The 16,620-nt window shown below is 70.8% G+C and carries 12 protein-coding genes; 5 read left to right on the top strand and 7 right to left on the bottom strand.

Going from position 1 to position 16,620, the window contains the following annotated elements:
* Positions 1 to 38: 38 nt before the first annotated feature.
* Positions 39 to 2,063, bottom strand: a complete 2,025-nt coding sequence (locus ACTJKJ_RS18000) for a site-specific recombinase (protein WP_440821282.1) — start codon at positions 2,061 to 2,063, stop codon at positions 39 to 41.
* Positions 2,063 to 2,437 (bottom strand): Co2+/Mg2+ efflux protein ApaG, encoded by a 375-nt coding sequence (gene apaG, locus ACTJKJ_RS17995; protein WP_091728220.1) that lies wholly within the window; start codon positions 2,435 to 2,437, stop codon positions 2,063 to 2,065. Before apaG ends, ACTJKJ_RS18000 begins: the two co-directional genes overlap by 1 nt.
* 110 nt (positions 2,438 to 2,547) lie before the next feature.
* Here apaG and ACTJKJ_RS17990 point away from each other — a divergent pair, with 110 nt between their 5' ends.
* The 4 genes from ACTJKJ_RS17990 (at position 2,548) to ACTJKJ_RS17975 (ending at position 5,400) form a co-directional block, all read left to right on the top strand.
* Positions 2,548 to 3,432, top strand: coding sequence for a substrate-binding periplasmic protein (locus tag ACTJKJ_RS17990; protein WP_297380466.1), 885 nt, complete (start codon positions 2,548 to 2,550; stop codon positions 3,430 to 3,432).
* A gap of 76 nt (positions 3,433 to 3,508) precedes the next feature.
* Positions 3,509 to 4,195, top strand: a complete 687-nt coding sequence (rpe, locus tag ACTJKJ_RS17985) for a ribulose-phosphate 3-epimerase (protein ID WP_147241869.1) — start codon at positions 3,509 to 3,511, stop codon at positions 4,193 to 4,195.
* Between the two features lie 22 nt (positions 4,196 to 4,217).
* Positions 4,218 to 4,697: a low molecular weight protein-tyrosine-phosphatase gene (locus tag ACTJKJ_RS17980; protein ID WP_217648453.1), complete on the top strand. Its 480-nt coding sequence runs from the start codon at positions 4,218 to 4,220 to the stop codon at positions 4,695 to 4,697.
* A gap of 94 nt (positions 4,698 to 4,791) precedes the next feature.
* Positions 4,792 to 5,400, top strand: coding sequence for a DNA-3-methyladenine glycosylase I (locus ACTJKJ_RS17975; protein ID WP_440821281.1), 609 nt, complete (start codon positions 4,792 to 4,794; stop codon positions 5,398 to 5,400).
* A gap of 90 nt (positions 5,401 to 5,490) precedes the next feature.
* On the opposite strand, the gene ACTJKJ_RS17970 is transcribed toward ACTJKJ_RS17975, so the two are convergent.
* The 5 genes from ACTJKJ_RS17970 to exaC all read right to left on the bottom strand — a co-directional run bounded on the left by ACTJKJ_RS17970 (position 5,491) and on the right by exaC (position 13,952).
* A complete protein-coding gene (locus tag ACTJKJ_RS17970; protein WP_440821280.1) occupies positions 5,491 to 8,652 on the bottom strand; it encodes an efflux RND transporter permease subunit in 3,162 nt (1,053 codons plus the stop codon).
* A gap of 50 nt (positions 8,653 to 8,702) precedes the next feature.
* Positions 8,703 to 10,013 (bottom strand): efflux RND transporter periplasmic adaptor subunit, encoded by a 1,311-nt coding sequence (locus tag ACTJKJ_RS17965; RefSeq protein ID WP_297380473.1) that lies wholly within the window; start codon positions 10,011 to 10,013, stop codon positions 8,703 to 8,705.
* A gap of 157 nt (positions 10,014 to 10,170) precedes the next feature.
* Positions 10,171 to 11,103: a pseudouridine-5'-phosphate glycosidase gene (locus tag ACTJKJ_RS17960; RefSeq protein WP_297380476.1), complete on the bottom strand. Its 933-nt coding sequence runs from the start codon at positions 11,101 to 11,103 to the stop codon at positions 10,171 to 10,173.
* Positions 11,104 to 11,133: 30 nt separating this feature from the next.
* Positions 11,134 to 12,219: a carbohydrate kinase gene (locus ACTJKJ_RS17955; protein ID WP_297380479.1), complete on the bottom strand. Its 1,086-nt coding sequence runs from the start codon at positions 12,217 to 12,219 to the stop codon at positions 11,134 to 11,136.
* Between the two features lie 212 nt (positions 12,220 to 12,431).
* Positions 12,432 to 13,952, bottom strand: coding sequence for an acetaldehyde dehydrogenase ExaC (gene exaC / locus ACTJKJ_RS17950; RefSeq protein WP_091728193.1), 1,521 nt, complete (start codon positions 13,950 to 13,952; stop codon positions 12,432 to 12,434).
* A gap of 292 nt (positions 13,953 to 14,244) precedes the next feature.
* Here exaC and ACTJKJ_RS17945 point away from each other — a divergent pair, with 292 nt between their 5' ends.
* Positions 14,245 to 16,356: a sigma-54-dependent Fis family transcriptional regulator gene (locus ACTJKJ_RS17945; protein ID WP_440821279.1), complete on the top strand. Its 2,112-nt coding sequence runs from the start codon at positions 14,245 to 14,247 to the stop codon at positions 16,354 to 16,356.
* Positions 16,357 to 16,620 lie beyond the last annotated feature (264 nt).

Here is a 16,620-nt window from a genome sequence, read left to right as displayed (position 1 = left end):
AGCGGCCCGACGACCGCGACGCCGCCTGAGCGCCGCGCTCAGCCCTTGGGCGGCACCAGGAAGCTCAGCGGCTGACGGCGCATGCGCGCCCAGATCGCCGCGCGCACCCGCTTCTGGTCGGCCAGCCGGATCCCGCGTGAGCGCAGCGCCACCTTGAACGCCAGGAAGAAGCTGACGCCCACGTTCAGCACGCCGGTGCCCAGGATGCTGATCACGCAGAGCCAGAACGGCCAGTGCCGCAGCACCTCCCACCCGAGCGCCCCGGCCGCCGCGGCCAGCTGGCCAGTCGACAGCGTCACGTGCCTGACCTCGATCGGCAGGCCGAAGAAACCCAGCAGCGCCGGCACCAGCCCCAGCATCAGGCCCAGGCTGATGTTGGCGGTCAGGCCCGAGATGTTCTCGCGCCACCAGCCCGACCAGCGCTTGGCGCGGGTCGCGCCCAGCGTCGCGACGATGCGCGGGTTCCAGGCGATCGCGCTGTCCAGGCGATGGAAGACGAACCAGTTCTCGACCCAGCCCGCGATCAGGCTGGACGCGAACAGCAGCACCCCGGTGAAGGCCGCGAAGAACAGCGACGGCCCCAGCACGGTGAGCGAATGCAGCACGTGCTCCGCCTCGTGCGCGCCGACCAGTGGCTTACCGAAGCTCAGCCATGCCGCCAGTTGCACCACCAGCACCATCGGCGCCGCGAGCGCCAGGTTGCCGATGATGCCGGCGGTCTGGGAGCGGAAGAGATGCGCGACCTCGTCCACGAAGGCCGACAGGCCGGCGTCGCTGTCGATGTGGCGTAGCTTGTCGGCCAGGGCCGGCGCGGTCATCGCGGGCTGCTTGGTCGCCACCGTCCAGTGCAGCAGCAGGATGAGCACGAAGCTCACCGCGTAGTTCACGCCCGCCCAGAAGCCGCCCCAGAAGGCCGACAGCCCGATCGCGGCGATCGCGAACTTCATGAAGGTCGTGCCCGCGATCACCAGCCCGCCGCCACCGGCCCGGCGCAGCATGTCGCCGTACTCCTCGCGGTTGCGGGTGATGTAGTGCTCGCCGGTCTCCGCGCTGCGCTCCGCGACCTTGCGCGCCAGCAGCGAGTAATGCCGCGCGAACAGGGTGCGGATGCTGCGGCGCTCATGCACGACCGCCACCAGGTCGGCCACCAGCCGCAGCAGCTCGCGCTGCGGATGCTCGGCCAGCAGCACCGCGAGCAGTTCCTCGACGCGGCGCAGCCGCGCCTGCATCTGCTCGACGCCGAACATCAGGTCCACCGACACGCCGTGCTCTTCCAGGTGGTCCGGCACCGAGCGCACCGCGGCCCGGCATTCGTCCAGCAGCCCGCGCAGGTACTGCAGCCGGGCCGGCAGCCCGGCGTGCGCCGGATCGACCAGCGCCTGCTCGACCTGCTCCCAGGCGGTGGCCAGGTTGCGGAACGGCCGGCTGGCCAGCCGCTGCGGGTCCATGCGCACGCGCAGCGCGCCGGACAGGCCGGCCGAGCGCACCGCGCTCACCAGCACCGTGATGGCGGCGCGCATCTCCTCGCGCCAGTCGCCCTCGGGCGCGCCGGCGAAGAGCAGGCCCAGGCGCTCCAGCAGCTCGTCGTCGACGGCGTTGATCCACTGCTCGTCCTGCTCATGCGGGAAGAGCAGCTCGAACAGCTCGGCCAGTTCGCGCGTGTCGGCGCTCAGTGGCAGCAGCCGGCGGCGCAGGCGACCGAGGAATTCATTCCACAGCGCCATTCGCGGCGCGAAGCCGACTTCGGCGAACAGGCCGATCGCGTCCACGTCGGCCCAGACGCTGGCGATCACCTCGGCGAAGGCCTTGGCATGGTCGGGATGGCGCTCCAGCATGCGGAGCAAATAGCGCAGGCGACGCACCGGCAGCGGCGCGGACGGCGCCGCCGGCGCGGCCGGGGCAGAGCCCTCGGCGGCCGCGGCGGTCGCCCGGTCGTCCTTCAGCGGCGCATGGCGCAGCCATTCGATCAATCGCACCAGCCAGAGGTTGCGCTCGGCCAGCGGTGCCTGCGGATGCGCCGCGTTGAGCAGCGCGGTGAGGTCCCAGCCCTGACGACGCAGCATCAATGCAGCGATCCGGAGTCGGCCAGCAGGAACTCGGGCACCTCGGCGTGGAAGACCTCGGCATGCTCGGTGACGCACAGGAAGCGGCCGCCCATCGTGCCGTGGCGGGTTCCGATCTGGGCCCAGGAGCTGTACTGGAAGCGCTCGCCCGGTTGCAGCAGCGGCTGGTGGCCCACGACCGCCAGCCCGTGGACTTCCTGCACCTTGCCGTTGGCGTCGACGATGGTCCAGTGGCGGCCGATCAATTGCGCGGTGACGTCGCCGCGGTTCTCGATGGTGATCGTGTAGCTGAACGCGAACTCGTTGCGCTCGGGGAAGGTCTGGTCGGCGAGCGGCTCGACGGCCACGCTGCAGTGGAAATGCGGATGTGCCATCGGCGGATTCTAGAGGCGGCCTCCGCTATGCTGGCTACCGCACACAGCAGTGGCAGTACCCGCTCGAACGGCTCCCCCCACGCGACCGGCGCGACCCGGCCATCTCCGTCATGGCAACCAGAGCAGGACCTCCCTCGGCCCCTTCCCGCCCCGACCGGCGCGACGCGCTGGCGCGCGGCTGTGCCCTCGCCGGTGCCGCCGCCGGGCTGGGCCTGGGCGGCTCGCCCGCTGGCGCCACCCGTGATGCGGCCCGCGACACCCCCACCGGCGATGCGCCCCTCCCGGCCACCGCCAACGCCCCCGGGCCGCTGCGCCTGCGCAGCGCGGCGCAGGCGGGCGCGCCGGCCAAGTACGGCTCCGGCGATCCGCGCCGCCCGGGGCTGTGCGGCGAGATCGTCGCCGCCGTGATGCGCATCGATCCCGGCCTGCGCATCGAGGGCCTGGACCAGTCCGTCCCGCTGCGCCGGCTCGAGCTGATGCTCAGCGCCGGTGAGCTCGACGTGTTCTTCTGCCTGCTCAAGTCCGAGCACCGCCATCCGCTGATGCGCTACCTGCCGGTGCCGCTGTATCGGATCGCGCATGTGCTGGCGATGCGCTCGGACGACGAGCGCGTGCCGCGCAGCTGGGACGAGCTGCGCGCCTTCGCCCGCCGCCATCCGCTGCTGCTGGCGCAGGGCACCAAGCTGGCGTCGACGCTGCAGGTGGCCGACGTCGCCTTCCAGGACACCGCGCGCAGCGACCGCGAGGCGCTGCAGATGCTGGTCAAGGGCCGGACCGCCGCGGTCTATGGCCAGGACGTCAACCTGCGCGAGGCCGCGCGCGGCGCGGGACTGGAGGGCCAGGTCCGCATCGGCCCGCAGGTCTTCGAGGAGGAGACCCAGTACGCCGTCGTCTCGCGGCGGCTGCCGGAGCCGGTCGTCGAGCGCCTGACCGAGCGGCTGCGCCAGCTCAGCGCTTCCGGCGAGATCGCACGCCTGGCGGAACGCTACCGCTGAGCCGGGGCGTCGCGGCGGCGGCCGCCTTCCTACAATCGTCGACTTTCCCCGTCCGCGGCTCCGCGCCCGCCCCGCCATGAACCCGCCCACCTATCGCATCGCCCCCAGCATCCTGTCCGCCGACTTCGCCAACCTGGGCGAGGAGGTCCGCAACGTGCTGGCCGCCGGCGCGGACTGGATCCACTTCGACGTGATGGACAACCATTACGTGCCCAACCTGACCTTCGGCCCGATGGTCTGCGAGGCGCTGAAGAAACACGCGATCAAGCCCGACGGCACGCCGGCGCCCATCGACGTCCACCTGATGGTGCAGCCGGTGGATGCGCTGGCGCAGGCCTTCTGCCGCGCCGGCGCCAACCTGGTGAGCTTCCATCCCGAGGCCAGCCAGCACGTCGACCGCACGCTGCAGCTGATCAAGGCCGAGGGCGCGCAGGCCGGCCTCGTGTTCAACCCGGCCACGCCGCTGGACGTGCTGGAGTGGGTCATCGACAAGGTCGACCTGGTCCTGATCATGAGCGTCAACCCCGGCTTCGGCGGCCAGAGCTTCATCCCGGGCGCGCTCAAGAAGCTGCAGCAGGCCAAGGCGATGATCCTGGCCAGCGGCCGCGACATCCGCCTGGAGATCGATGGCGGCGTGAAGGTCGACAACATCCGCGAGATCGCGGATTCGGGCGCGGACACCTTCGTCGCCGGCTCGGCCATCTTCGGCAAGCCGGACTACAAGAGCGTCATCGACGCGATGCGCGCCGAACTGGCGCGCTGATCGGCCAGGAAGCGCGGATCCGGTGACCCGACTGCTGCTCGTCTGCGCGGCCAACCTGTGCCGCTCGCCGATGGCCGAGGCCGTGCTGCGCCTGCGCGCCGGCGAACTGGGGCTGACCGAGGTGCGCTCCGCCGGCGTGTTCGCCTCCTCGAAGGCGCATCCCGTGGACAAGCGCGCGCTGGCGGTGCTGGAGCAGCGCGGCTACGGCATGGACCGGCGCTGGCGCTCGCGCAAGGTCAGGCCCGAGGACTTCGACACGCACGACCTCATCCTCGCCATGGACCGCCAGGTGCTGCGCGGCCTGCGGGCGATGAAGCCGGCGGTGTCGCCGGCGCGGCTGGGGCTGTTCCTGGCGGGCATGACCGGGCTGGGCCTGGACGAGGTGCCCGATCCCTACTACGGCGCGGGCAGCGGCTTCGTGCATGTGCTCGACCTGATCGAGGCCCGCGTCCACACCTGGCCACGCGACGCGGCGGTCTTCCACAAGTCCGTCACCGCCTGATCGCCCCCGCCTGATCGCGCCGCTGTCCTCCTGTCACGCCCCGACGGCCGTCGCGCCAGAATCGCGCGTCCATGAACTGCCGGGAGGGGCGACGATGAGCGAGCGATTGGCGCAGGGGCCGGATGGTCAGTGGCGATGCAAGTGGTGCGAGGCGCCGGGCTTCGACGCCTACCGCGACTATCACGACACCGAGTGGGGCTACCCGGTCCACGAGGACCGCCGGCTCTTCGAGAAGCTCTGCCTGGAGGGTTTCCAGTCGGGCCTGTCATGGCGAACGATCCTGGCCAAGCGGGAGAACTTCCGCCGGGCCTTCAAGCAGTTCGAGATCGCCAAGGTCGCGAAGTTCAAGGAAGCCGATGTCGAGCGCCTGCTGGCGGATGAGGGCATCGTGCGCCATCGCGGCAAGATCGAGGCGGTGATCCACAACGCGTCGCGGGCGCTGGAGTTGCAGAAGGAAGCCGGCTCGCTGGCTGCGTTCTTCTGGCGCTTCGAGGACCCGGAGGAGGGCGGCGACGTGCGGCCGACTTCGGACACCTCGATCAAGCTTTCCAAGGAACTGAAGAGGCGCGGCTGGAAATTCGTCGGCCCCACGACGGTCTACGCATTCATGCAGGCGATGGGCCTGATCAACGACCACGCGCCGGGCTGCATCGGAAGGAGCGCCGCCACCGCCGCCCGCCACGAATTCCGACCGCCCCGGTGACTGTGGGCCGGCATGGGGCTTGGGGGTCCAGGAGGGAGCCCCCATGCCCCGTGGAGGCCGCGCTTGGCGATGGCAGTTGGGCGGCCTTCGTCAGTCCGCCTGCCCTGGCGCCGGCTGCTGCGCCGGATGCGCCGGATGCGCGGCATGGGCAGGATGTTCAGTCAGCCGCGTGTGGGCCACCTCCCGCGTATCCGGCCCCTTCCCGCTGAAGCGATCGAGCGCCAGGTAGATCACCGGCGTGATGTAGAGCGTCACCGCCTGCGACAGGATCAGCCCGCCGACCACCGCCAGCCCCAGCGGCTGGCGCAGTTCCGCGCCGGCGCCCAGCCCCAGCGCGATCGGCAGCGCGCCCATCAGCGCCGCCATCGTCGTCATCATGATCGGACGGAAGCGCAGGATGCAGGCCTCGCGGATCGCCTCGGCCGGCGTCATGCCGCCGTTGCGCTGCGCGTCCAGCGCGAAGTCGATCATCATGATCGCGTTCTTCTTCACGATGCCCACCAGCATCAGGATGCCGATCGTCGCGATGATGGTCAGCTCCATGCCCGCCAGCTGCAGCGTCAGCAGCGCGCCCACCGCCGCCGACGGCAGCCCCGCCAGGATGGTCAGCGGATGGATGTAGCTCTCGTAGAGCACGCCCAGCAGCACGTAGATCACCGCCACCGCCAGCACGATCAGCAGCACCTGGCCGCCCTGCGAGTCCTTGAACACGGCCGCGTCGCCGCCGTAGCTCGTGATGATGGACGGCGGCAGTCCGATCTCGCGCGTGAACTGGTCGATCTTCGCGGTCGCGTTGCCCAGCGGCACGTCGGGCGCGAGGTTGAAGCTCAGCGTGATCGCCTGCAGCTGGCCCTGGTGGTTGACCGCGGTGGGACCGAGCTCGCGCTTGACGCTGGCGAACGCGGTCAGCGGCACCATCGTGCTGTTCCTGCCGCGCAGGTAGATCTTGTCGAAGGCGTCCTCGCTCAGCCGGTCGCTGTCGGTCGCCTCCATGATCACCTGGTAGGTGTTGCTCTCCGCGTAGATGCTCGACACCTGGCGCTCGCCGAAGGCCGAGTACAGCGCATTGCGCAGGTCCTGCATCTGCACGCCCAGCAGCGTGGCGCGCTCGCGGTCGATCACCAGGTTGGCCTGCAGGCCGCGCAGCTGAGAGTCGCTCGTGACATCGCGGAACACCGGGTCATTGCGCAGCTTGTCCTGCAGCTTCTCCGCCCAGCTGTTGAGCTCGCCGGCGCTGACCGACTGCAGCGTGTACTGGTAACGGCTCTTGGACTGCCGGCCGCCGAGCTGCAGGTTCTGCACCGGCCGTAGGTACACGGCGATGCCAGGCACGGCGCGCAGCTTCTTGCGCAGCTGCTCCAGCACCTGCGGCATCGCGGGGCGCTCCGAGCGCGGCTTCAGGTTGATGAAGAGCCGGCCGGTGTTGACGTTGCCACCGCCCCCGCCGCCGCCCACCGCGGCGGAGACCGACGACACCGACGGATCGTCCTGCACGATCTTCGCCACGCGCTCCTGCAGCACCGTCATCGCGGCGAAGGAGATGTCCTCCGACGCTTCGGTGCTGGCCTGGATCTGGCCGATGTCCTCTTCCGGGAAGAAGCCCTTGGGGATCGTGACCCACAGCCAGGCGCTGGCGACGAAGCTCGCGATCGCCACCGCGCCGATCACCCAGCGATGCCGCAGCGCCCAGTCCAGCGAGGCCGTGTAGCGGTCCAGCACCCAGGTGAAGCCGGCTTCGAACGTGCGGCCCAGCGCGTTTTCTTCGACCTCGTGATGGCTGCTCAGGAAGCGGCTGCACAGCATCGGCACCAATGTCAGCGACACGCCGGCCGAGACCATGATCGCCAGCGACACCACCACCGCGAACTCGTGGAACAGCAGCCCGATGACGCCAGGCATGAAGAAGATCGGGATCAGCACCGCCACCAGCGAGATCGAGATCGACATGATGGTGAACGCCATCTCGCGCGCGCCGCGGATGGCGGCGTCGAACGGGGCCATGCCGTCCTCGACGTGGCGCACGATGTTCTCGAGCATCACGATCGCGTCGTCGACCACCAGGCCCACGGCCAGCGTGATGCCCAGCAGCGAGATGTTGTCCAGGCTGTAGCCCAACGCGAACAGCAGCGTCACCGCGCCGATCAGCGAGATCGGCAGCGACAGCGTCGGGATCAGCGTCGCGACCATGCGGCGCAGGAACAGGAAGATCACCATCACCACCAGCGCCACGGTGAGCGCGAGCGTGAAGTAGACGTCGTGCAGCGACTCGCGGATCGAGACCGAGCGGTCGTTGAGCGTGCTCATTTGCACCGAGGCCGGCAGCTGCGCGGCAAAGCGCGGCAGCATCGCCTTGACCGCGTCCACGACCTTCACCGTGTTGGCGTCGGGCTGGCGCTGCACGGCCAGCACGATGGAGCGCTCGCCATTGAAGTTGGAGAAGGACTTGACGGTCTCGTAGCTGTCCTGGACGTCGGCCACCTCGCGCAGGAACACCGGCGCGCCGTTGCGCGTGGCCACGACGATGCCGCCGAAGGCCGCGGCGTCGCGCAGCTGCTTGTTGGCCTGGATGGTCAGCGTCTGGCGCGTGCCGTCGAGCGTGCCGACCGGCGTGTTGGCGTTGGCGCCCTTGACCGCGGCCTGCAGCTCGTCTAGCGTGATGTTGCGCTGCTGGAGCAGCTCGTTGCGCGCCTTGATGCGCACCGCGAAGCGCTTCTGGCCGTAGATCGAGACCTGCGCCACGCCGTCGATGGTGGACAGGCTGGGGGTGATCAGGTTCTCGGCGTAGTCGTTGAGTTCGGACAGGTTGATCGACGGCGAGGTCAGCGCCACCAGCAGCACCGGCGCGTCGGCCGGGTTGACCTTGCGGTACGACGGCGGCGTCGTCATCTCGGTGGGCAGCGCGCGCAGCGAGCGGAACAGCGCCGCCTGCACGTCGACGGCGGCGGCGTCGATGTCGCGCGAGGGGTCGAACTCCAGCGTCAGCGAGCTGTTGCCCAGCGTGTTGGTGGACGAGATCGTCGTGATGCCGGCGATGGTGGAGAACTGCTTCTCCAGCGGCAACGCGACCGAGGAGGCCATGGTCTCGGGACTGGCGCCGGGCAGCACCGCCTGGACGTTGATGACCGGCGTGTTGAAGCTGGGCAGCGCGGCGACCGGAATGCGGCTCCAGGCGGCGATGCCGGCGACGACCAGCGCCAGGTTCAGCAGCACGGTCATGACCGGCCGCCGGATGAAGAGTTCGGTGAGGTTCATGGCGTCGTTCGCGGCGAGGGCGGGGGCGTCGAGTCGGAGCCGGGGCTGGCTCAGGGCGCGGCCACGTCGGTGGCCGACGCACCACCGCCCGCGGCGGCGGAGGCCGCGGCCAGGCGCGCGGCCGCGGCCGGATCGACCGCGGCGGGCTGGGTGCGCAGCGGCGTGCCGGGGCGCAGGTTCTGCTTGCCGTCGAGCACGACCATCGCGCCGGCGTCCACGCCGTCCACCACCGCCATCTCGCCGAATGTGTAGCGCAGCTTGACGGGCTTGAGCTGGGCGGTCTTGTCCGGGCCGACGACGTAGACCTGGCGGTCGCTGCCGCGCAGGATGATCGCGGCCTGCGGGATCACCACGACGCCGGGCAGGCTGCGCAGCGTCATGCGCACGCGCAGGTACTGGCCGGGCCAGAGCTTCTGGGCGCCGTTCTCGAACTCGGCCTTGAGCTTGATGGTCCCGGTGGTGGCGTCGACGAGGTTGTCCACGAAGGTCAGCTTGCCGCGCGCGACGGCGTCGACCGGCTTGCCGCCGCGGCTGTCCTTGCGAGAAGGGCCGCCCTCGATGGCGGGAAGCACCACCTGGACTTCGGGCGGCGCGGCCTTGGCGTTGCCGCCTTGCGGGCGCATCGCGTCGAGTACCGGCGCGAGTTCGGTCTCGGGCAGGTTGAAGCTGATGGCGATTGGATCGATCTGGACGATGTTGACCAGCGGCGAGCCGGTCGCGCTGGCCTGCACCAGGCTGCCGGGCCAGGCGTTGACGGCGCCGGCGCGGCCGCCGAAGGGCGCGCGGATCTCGTTGTAGCTCAGCGCCACGGTGGCGGACTGGACGGCGGCCGCATCGCCATCGACCAGGCTGCGGCCGGCCTCGAGGTTGGCCAGCGCCGTGTCGACCGCGCTTTGCGCGACGAACTTCTGCGCGAGCAGGTCCTTGGCGCGTTCGTACTGGCGCTGCAGGTCGGCGAGGCTGGCCTTGTCGCGGGCGAGCTGGGCGCGGGCCTTGTCGAGGTTGGCCCGGTCCGCGCGCTCATCGAAGCGGAACAGCGGCTGGCCCTTGGCGACGGTCTGCCCGTCGCGCACCAGCACGTCGCGGACGGTGGAGGTGGTCTGGGCGCGGATGTCGACCTGGTTGATCGGCGTGACGGTGCCGCTGGCCTCGACGGTGACCGGCACGTCGCGGCGCTGCGCCGTGATGACGCCGACCAGCTGCGTGCCGCCCGTGCCCGAGGCCCCGCGCGCCGGCGCGGGGGCGCCGTCGGCGGTGACGGCCCCGGACCGGCCGTCGGCCGATCGGGCCTTCCACCACCAGCCGCCGCCGGCGACCAGCAACAGGACGATCAGGGACAGGGCGAGGGACTGGCGGCGCATGAACACGTTCTCCAACGACGGTCTTCTTCGAGGGGCGCGGAAGCTTAGGTCGCGGTCCTGCGATGAATGTTTCGTTCAGGTTAATCCTGCGTAGGACAGAGGAAAACCGTGCGATTGGAGCGTGTTCGGGCGGGGCGGGGGCCGGCGCCCGCGGGCGTCAGAGGCCCTTGAGCGCCTTCGCCAAGGCGGCGCCCACCTGGGCGTTGTGTTTGACCAGCGCGATGTTGGTCACTAGGCTCGCGCCGCCGCTGAGGTCCTTGATGCGGGCGAGCAGGTAGGGCGTGACCGCCTTGCCGCTGATGCCCTGGGCGCCGGCCTCGGCCAGCGCCTGCGCGATGAAGCCGTCGATCAGCGCCTTGGGCATCGCGTGCGCTTCCGGCACCGGGTTGCTGATGACCGCGCCGCCGCCCAGGCCCAGCGCCCATTTCGCGCGCAGGAACCTGGCCTGCTCCGCCGGCGCGTCGATGCGGAAGTCCGCCTTCAGTCCGCTGTCGCGCGTGTAGAACGCGGCGAAGTTCTCCTGGCCCACCGACAGCACCGGCACGCCGTGCGTCTCCAGGTATTCCAGCGTCAGCGCCAGGTCCAGGATGCTCTTGGCGCCGGCGCACACCACGGCCACCGGCGTGCGCGCCAGTTCCTGCAGGTCGGCCGAGATGTCGAAGCTGGTCTCCGCGCCGCGATGCACGCCGCCGATGCCGCCGGTGACGAAGACCTCGATGCCGGCCAGCCGGGCGCAGATCATCGTCGCGGCGACCGTCGTCGCGCCGATGCGGCCGGTGGCCAGCGCGTACGGCAGGTCGCGGCGGCTGAGCTTCATCGCGTCGGGCGACTGGCCCAGCAGCTCGAGCTGCGCGTCGTTCAGGCCGACGCGGATCTTGCCGTCCAGCACCGCGATCGTCGCCGGCACGGCGCCGTGCGCCCGGACGATGGCCTCGACCTCGCGGGCGGTCTGCACGTTCTGCGGATACGGCATGCCGTGGGAAATGATGGTGGACTCCAGGGCCACCAGCGGGCGGCCCTCGGCGCGCGCAGCGGCCACCTCGGGGGAGAAATCGATCAGGGTGGCGTCGAAGCGGTCTTGCGTGTTCATGCGGTCTCTCTCGAATTCATGGGGTCGGGGTCAGACAAGCAGCGCCGGGCTCAGCGCCTCGCTGACCGTCGCGTCGCTCTGCAGCGTCAGCGCGGCCAGTCGCAGGCCCAGCGCGCACGCGCCGCGCAGGTCGTCGGGATCGCGGTGCAGCGCCGCGGCGATGCCGGCGGTCATCGCGTCGCCGGCGCCGGTGACTTCGCGGATGGCCGCGGGATCCAGCGGCGGCGGGGCGAGCACGGCGAGCTCATCCCCATCGGAATGGCGCACGCCCCGCGCGCCATCGCTGATCACCAGCCGCCGCAGGCCGGCCTCGCGCAGCGCATGCCAGGCGCCGCGGAGTGCGCTGTCGTCGGGCAGCGCGCGGCCGACCAGCGCCTGCAGTTCGCCGCGATTCAGCACCAGCAGCTCCACACCGCGCAGGTCGGGGCCCAGGCGCGCCATCTTCGGTTCCGACACGGCGACGAGCAGCAATCGCTGCTCGCGCAGGCGGGCCTCGGCGCGCAGCTCGTCGAGCGTCTCGTGCGGCAGGTTCAGATCGGCGACGAGCCAGCGCGCCGGCGCCCGCTGCGGCGCGGTCTGGCGCAGGAAGGCGGGGTCGAGCCGGTCGGTGAGTTCCATGTGCGCGAGCGCCAGCACCAGCTCGCCTTGCGGATCGAGCACGGCGGTGTAGCTGCCCGTGGCGGCGTCCACGGCCTGCAGCGAGCCGGCGCAATCGACGCCGAGCGCCTGCAGCTGCGCCAGCAGGGCCTGCCCCGCGGCATCGCGGCCGACGGCCGTCAGCAGATGCACCGGCAGGCCCAGGCGCGCGAGGTTCTCGGCGATGTTGCGGGCGACGCCGCCGGCGGTCTCATGCTGGGTCGCGGGATTGGAGCTGCCCATCCGCAGCGGTCCGAGTCCGCGCAGCTTGCGGTCGAGGTTGGTGCCGCCTATGCAGACGATGGGCTGGCGCTGCGGCAGCACATAGGCGCGCCCGAGGATGCGGCCCTCCTTCGTCAACTGCGCGAGATGGCCGGCGACGGCCGAGCGCGACAGGCCAAGCTGGTCGGCCAGTTCCTGCTGGCTGATGAAGGGGTTGGATTCGACCAGGGCGAGCAACTGGTCTTTGGAAGACGACATGCAGGCATTCTAGACAAATGTCTTTGTAAGAAACAAATGTCCAATGCGATTCTGCGGTCAAGGCGCTTCCACTCGTCCTGACCTTCCATGTTCCAGCGCTGCTGCCCATCGGGCCGCCCCCTCACCCCCACCCTCTCCCCCTGCGGGGGCGAGGGAGTAAGTAATAGGCCCTCTCCCGCTTGCGGGAGAAGGAGGGGTGAGGGCCAGCGGCCTCAGAAGAACCCGAGCTTCTGCTGCGAGTAGCTGACCAGCAGGTTCTTGGTCTGCTGGTAATGGTCCAGCATCATCTTGTGGGTCTCGCGGCCGATGCCCGATTCCTTGTAGCCGCCGAAGGTCGCATGCGCCGGATACGCGTGATAGCAGTTGGTCCACACGCGCCCGGCCTTGATGCCCTTGCCCATCCGGAAGGCGGTGTTGATGTCGCGCGACCACACCCCCGCACCCAGCCCATAGGGCGTGTCGTTGGCGATGCGCAGCGCCTCCTCCTCGGTCTTGAAGGTGGTGACGGCCAGGACCGGGCCGAAGATCTCCTCGCGGAAGATCCGCATGTCGTTGGTCCCCTTGAACAGCGTCGGCTGGATGTAATACCCGCCCGCCAGGTCCCCGCCGAGCTGCGCGCGTCCGCCGCCAATGAGGCACTGCGCGCCTTCCTGCTTGCCGATCTCGAGATAGGACAGGATCTTGTCGAGCTGCATCGACGAGGCCTGCGCGCCCATCATCGTGTCGGTGTCGAGCGGGTTGCCCTGCTTGATCGCCTTGACGCGGTCGATCGCGCGGGCGATGAAGCGGTCATAGATCGATTCATGGATCAGCGCGCGCGACGGGCAGGTGCAGACCTCGCCCTGGTTGAACGCGAACAGCACCAGACCTTCGATCGCCTTGTCGAAGAGGTCGTCGTCCTGGGCGGCGATGTCGGGGAAGAAGACGTTGGGACTCTTGCCGCCGAGCTCGAGCGTCGCGGGGATCAGGTTGGTCGCGGCCGCCTGCGCGATGACGCGGCCGGTCGCCGTCGAGCCGGTGAACGCCACCTTGGCGATGCGCTTGCTCTGCGCCAGCGGCATGCCCGCTTCCTTGCCGTAGCCGTTGACGATGTTGAGCACGCCCGGCGGCAGCAGGTCGGCGATCAGCTCGGTCAGCACCAGGATGCTCACCGGCGTCGACTCCGCCGGCTTGAGCACCACGGCATTGCCCGCGCCCAGCGCCGGCGCCAGCTTCCACGCCGCCATCAGGATCGGGAAGTTCCACGGAATGATCTGGCCCACGACGCCCAGCGGCTCGTGGAAGTGGTACGCGACGGTGTTCGCGTCGATCTCGCTGAGCGCGCCCTCCTGCGCCCGCAGGCAACCGGCGAAGTAGCGGAAGTGGTCGACCGCCAGCGGCAGGTCGGCATTGAGCGTCTCCCGCATCGGCTTGCCGTTGTCGATGGTCTCGGCGTAGGCCAGCCGCTCCAGGTTCTGCTCGATGCGGTCGGCGATGCGCAGCAGCACGTTGGCGCGCTCGGCCGCCGGGGTCGCGCCCCAGCGCTCGGCGGCGGCATGCGCCGCGTCCAGCGCCAGTTCGATGTCCGCGGCGTTCGAGCGCGCCGCCTGCGTGTAGACCTGGCCGGTGATGGGCGTGATGACGTCGAAGTACTGGCCGTCCCTCGGCGCGGTCCATTGGCCACCGATGAAGTTGTCGTAGCGGGGCTTGAACTGCAGCGGGGCGCCGGCGGCGTTGGGCTTGGCGTAGATCATGGTTTGTCTCCGTGGTTGATGAGGCGTCGAACGCCCGCCTCCGCTTTGCATGGGCCGTGCCAGCGGCCGCTTCGCGCCGAAGACCCTGCTCGGCGGCGGAAAGCCGCTTCTCTTTTCGACAGGCTTTGGTCAGGATCGGTCCACAGACTGGTCCCGGCATCGCCGCGATGGCGCAGGTGTTCCGGAATGGCGCAACCCGGGTGCGGATTCCGGCTCAAACCCGCGATCGCTTCGATGGCGAGGACCGGGCGGACCGTCGAGGCCGCGGGTGCCGACGCAAGGAGACGACAGGATGGTGAAAACCCCGAGCGGCGCCGCGCTGGCGCCGAGGCTGCTGCGCGCCGCGCGGCGCGAGCTGCTGGACACCGGTCGGCTCAGCGTCGAGGCGCTGGACGAGGGCCTGAGCCGCAGCTGGCTGCGCAGCCGTGATTTCGGCCTGGACCCGGTCGGCCGTCCGCCGGGCGCGCCGCATGCGTCGGGCGCCCAGCTCCGGCGTGCGCTGGAGCGGCAGCACGAGCTGGTGGCCCATGCGCGGCCGGTGATGGAAGACCTCTTCGAGCAGACGCGCGACAGCGACGGCCTGGTCGTCCTGGCCGACGCGCAAGGCCTGCTGCTCGGCGCGCTGGGGGATGGCCGCTTCGTCGACCGGGCGCAGCGGGTGGCGCTGCGGCCCGGCGCGATCTGGGACGAGCGCTGGCGCGGCACGAACGCGATCGGCACGGCGCTGGCGGAGCAGCGGCCGGTGGCGGTGCTCGGCGGCGAGCACTTCCTCGAGCGCAATGCCTTCCTCAGCTGCACCGCGGCGCCGATCCGCGATCCGCAGGGGCGCGTGCTGGGCGTGCTGGACATCTCCGGCGAGCAGCGCGGCTTTCAGCGGCACACGCTGGCGCTGGTGCGCTCGGCGGCGCGGATGGTGGAGCACCGGCTGTTCCAGACGCGTCATGCCGACGGGCTGCGCCTGCAGCTCCACCTGCAGCCGGAGGGCCTGGGCACGCCGACCGAAGGGCTGCTGGCGCTCAGCGACGACGGCTGGATCCTGGGCTGCAACGCGGCGGCACAGGCATGGCTGGGCGCCGAGGCGGCGCGGCCGAGTCCGCTGGAGGCGCTGCTGCCCCTGCGGTGGGCCGAGCTGATGGACTGGGCGCGGGAAGGCAGCGAGGGCGCACGGCTGCTGCGCCGCGAGGACGCGCCGCCGCTGTGGTTGCGGCTGGACGCGCCGCGTGGATGGCGGCGACCGGCGCCGGCGCCGCGAGGGCATGGGGCGACGGTGGTCGATGTGGAGGCCCAGGCCGAGGTGGCGATGACGCGCCCGGTGGCGCTCGATCTCGCACCGGCGGAGCAGGTGTCGCGCACGGCGATGCCCGCGTCGACGACGCCGGATGCGCTGCATCTGCTGGACCTTGGCGACGCGGCGATGCACCAGGCGGTGATGCGGGCGCGGCGGGTGCTGGACAAGCCGATCCCGTTGCTGCTGCAGGGCGAGTCCGGCGTGGGCAAGGACCTGTTCGCGCGCGCCGTCCATGACAGCGGCCCGCGACGTGGCCGCGCCTATGTCGCGGTGAACTGCGCGGCCCTGCCGGAGTCGCTGATCGAGGCGGAGCTCTTCGGCTACCGGCCCGGCGCCTTCACCGGGGCCTCGCGCGACGGCGCGCAGGGGCGGCTGCGGGAAGCGCATGGCGGCACCTTGTTCCTCGACGAGATCGGCGACATGCCGCTGCCTTTGCAGGCGCGGCTGCTGCGCGTGCTGCAGGACCGGCAGGTGCAGCCGCTGGGCGGCGGGCCGGCGGTGGCGGTGGACTTCCAACTGATCGGCGCGAGCCACCGGCCGCTGCGGCAGCTGGTCGCGCAGGGCCTGTTCCGCGAGGACCTGTACTACCGGCTCAACGGGCTGACGCTCTGCCTGCCGCCGGTGCGTGAGCGCCAGGACCTGCCGATGCTGGTGGCGCGATTGCTGGCGGCGATCGAGCCGGCGCGGCGGGTGGAACTGGACCCGCCGCTGGCGCGCGAGCTGATGGCCTACCGCTGGCCGGGCAATGTCCGGCAGCTGGAGCAGGCCCTGCGCATCGCCTGCGCGCTGATGGAGCCCGGCGAGTCGGTCATCCGCCGCGGGCACCTGCCGGATGACCTCGTCGAGGAGCTGGACCAGGGAGCGCCGCTGCCGATTCCGGTGCTGCGGCCGGAGCGGCCGGTCGCCGCCGAGGTCGAGCGGAGCCCCGAGTCCGCGCGCGCTGAGGAGGGACGTCCGGCGCCCCCGGCGATGTTGCGCGAGCAGTCGCGGGCGCACGCCCGCCGCGTGCTGGCGGACTGCGGCGGCAACCGTTCGGAGGCCGCGCGGCGGCTGGGCATCGGTCGCAACACGCTGTACCGGCTGCTCAAGGGGCCGGCATCCGCGTCGGGCGAGTAGCCCGCGGGCGGTCGGCGTTGGGCCTGTAGGTCGACGCCTGACAGGCTGATCAGCGGATCGCTGCCGCCGCCTTACGCCGAACCCGGCTTCCGACGGCGAGCCGGCGCCCCTATTCTTTCGGTCATGCGGTCCAGGTTTCTGGTGGTGGATTGCAGAGGCGCAAGCCGGACGTCAATGGGTAAGGCGGGCATCCGAAAGGATGTCCGCCTTCGTCTTTTGGGGCGCTGCGATGGGCCGCGCCGGGAGCGATCAGGCGTCGATCAA

It is taken from the genome of Roseateles sp. 22389, assembly GCF_052044995.1.
Taxonomy (GTDB): domain Bacteria; phylum Pseudomonadota; class Gammaproteobacteria; order Burkholderiales; family Burkholderiaceae_C; genus Roseateles.
The sequence above is the reverse complement of the archived record's forward strand: the minus strand, read 5'-3'. Positions and strand labels throughout refer to the sequence as shown.

Coding starts and splice junctions, on each gene's coding strand:
- ACTJKJ_RS17960 (WP_297380476.1), bottom strand. CDS start 11,103: ATGAACACGCAAGACCGCTTCGACGCCACCCTGATCGATTTCTCCCCC.
- ACTJKJ_RS17990 (WP_297380466.1), top strand. CDS start 2,548: ATGGCAACCAGAGCAGGACCTCCCTCGGCCCCTTCCCGCCCCGACCGG.
- ACTJKJ_RS17945 (WP_440821279.1), top strand. CDS start 14,245: ATGGTGAAAACCCCGAGCGGCGCCGCGCTGGCGCCGAGGCTGCTGCGC.
- ACTJKJ_RS18000 (WP_440821282.1), bottom strand. CDS start 2,063: ATGCTGCGTCGTCAGGGCTGGGACCTCACCGCGCTGCTCAACGCGGCG.
- ACTJKJ_RS17970 (WP_440821280.1), bottom strand. CDS start 8,652: ATGAACCTCACCGAACTCTTCATCCGGCGGCCGGTCATGACCGTGCTG.
- ACTJKJ_RS17975 (WP_440821281.1), top strand. CDS start 4,792: ATGAGCGAGCGATTGGCGCAGGGGCCGGATGGTCAGTGGCGATGCAAG.
- ACTJKJ_RS17965 (WP_297380473.1), bottom strand. CDS start 10,013: ATGCGCCGCCAGTCCCTCGCCCTGTCCCTGATCGTCCTGTTGCTGGTC.
- apaG (WP_091728220.1), bottom strand. CDS start 2,437: ATGGCACATCCGCATTTCCACTGCAGCGTGGCCGTCGAGCCGCTCGCC.
- ACTJKJ_RS17955 (WP_297380479.1), bottom strand. CDS start 12,219: ATGTCGTCTTCCAAAGACCAGTTGCTCGCCCTGGTCGAATCCAACCCC.
- exaC (WP_091728193.1), bottom strand. CDS start 13,952: ATGATCTACGCCAAGCCCAACGCCGCCGGCGCCCCGCTGCAGTTCAAG.
- rpe (WP_147241869.1), top strand. CDS start 3,509: ATGAACCCGCCCACCTATCGCATCGCCCCCAGCATCCTGTCCGCCGAC.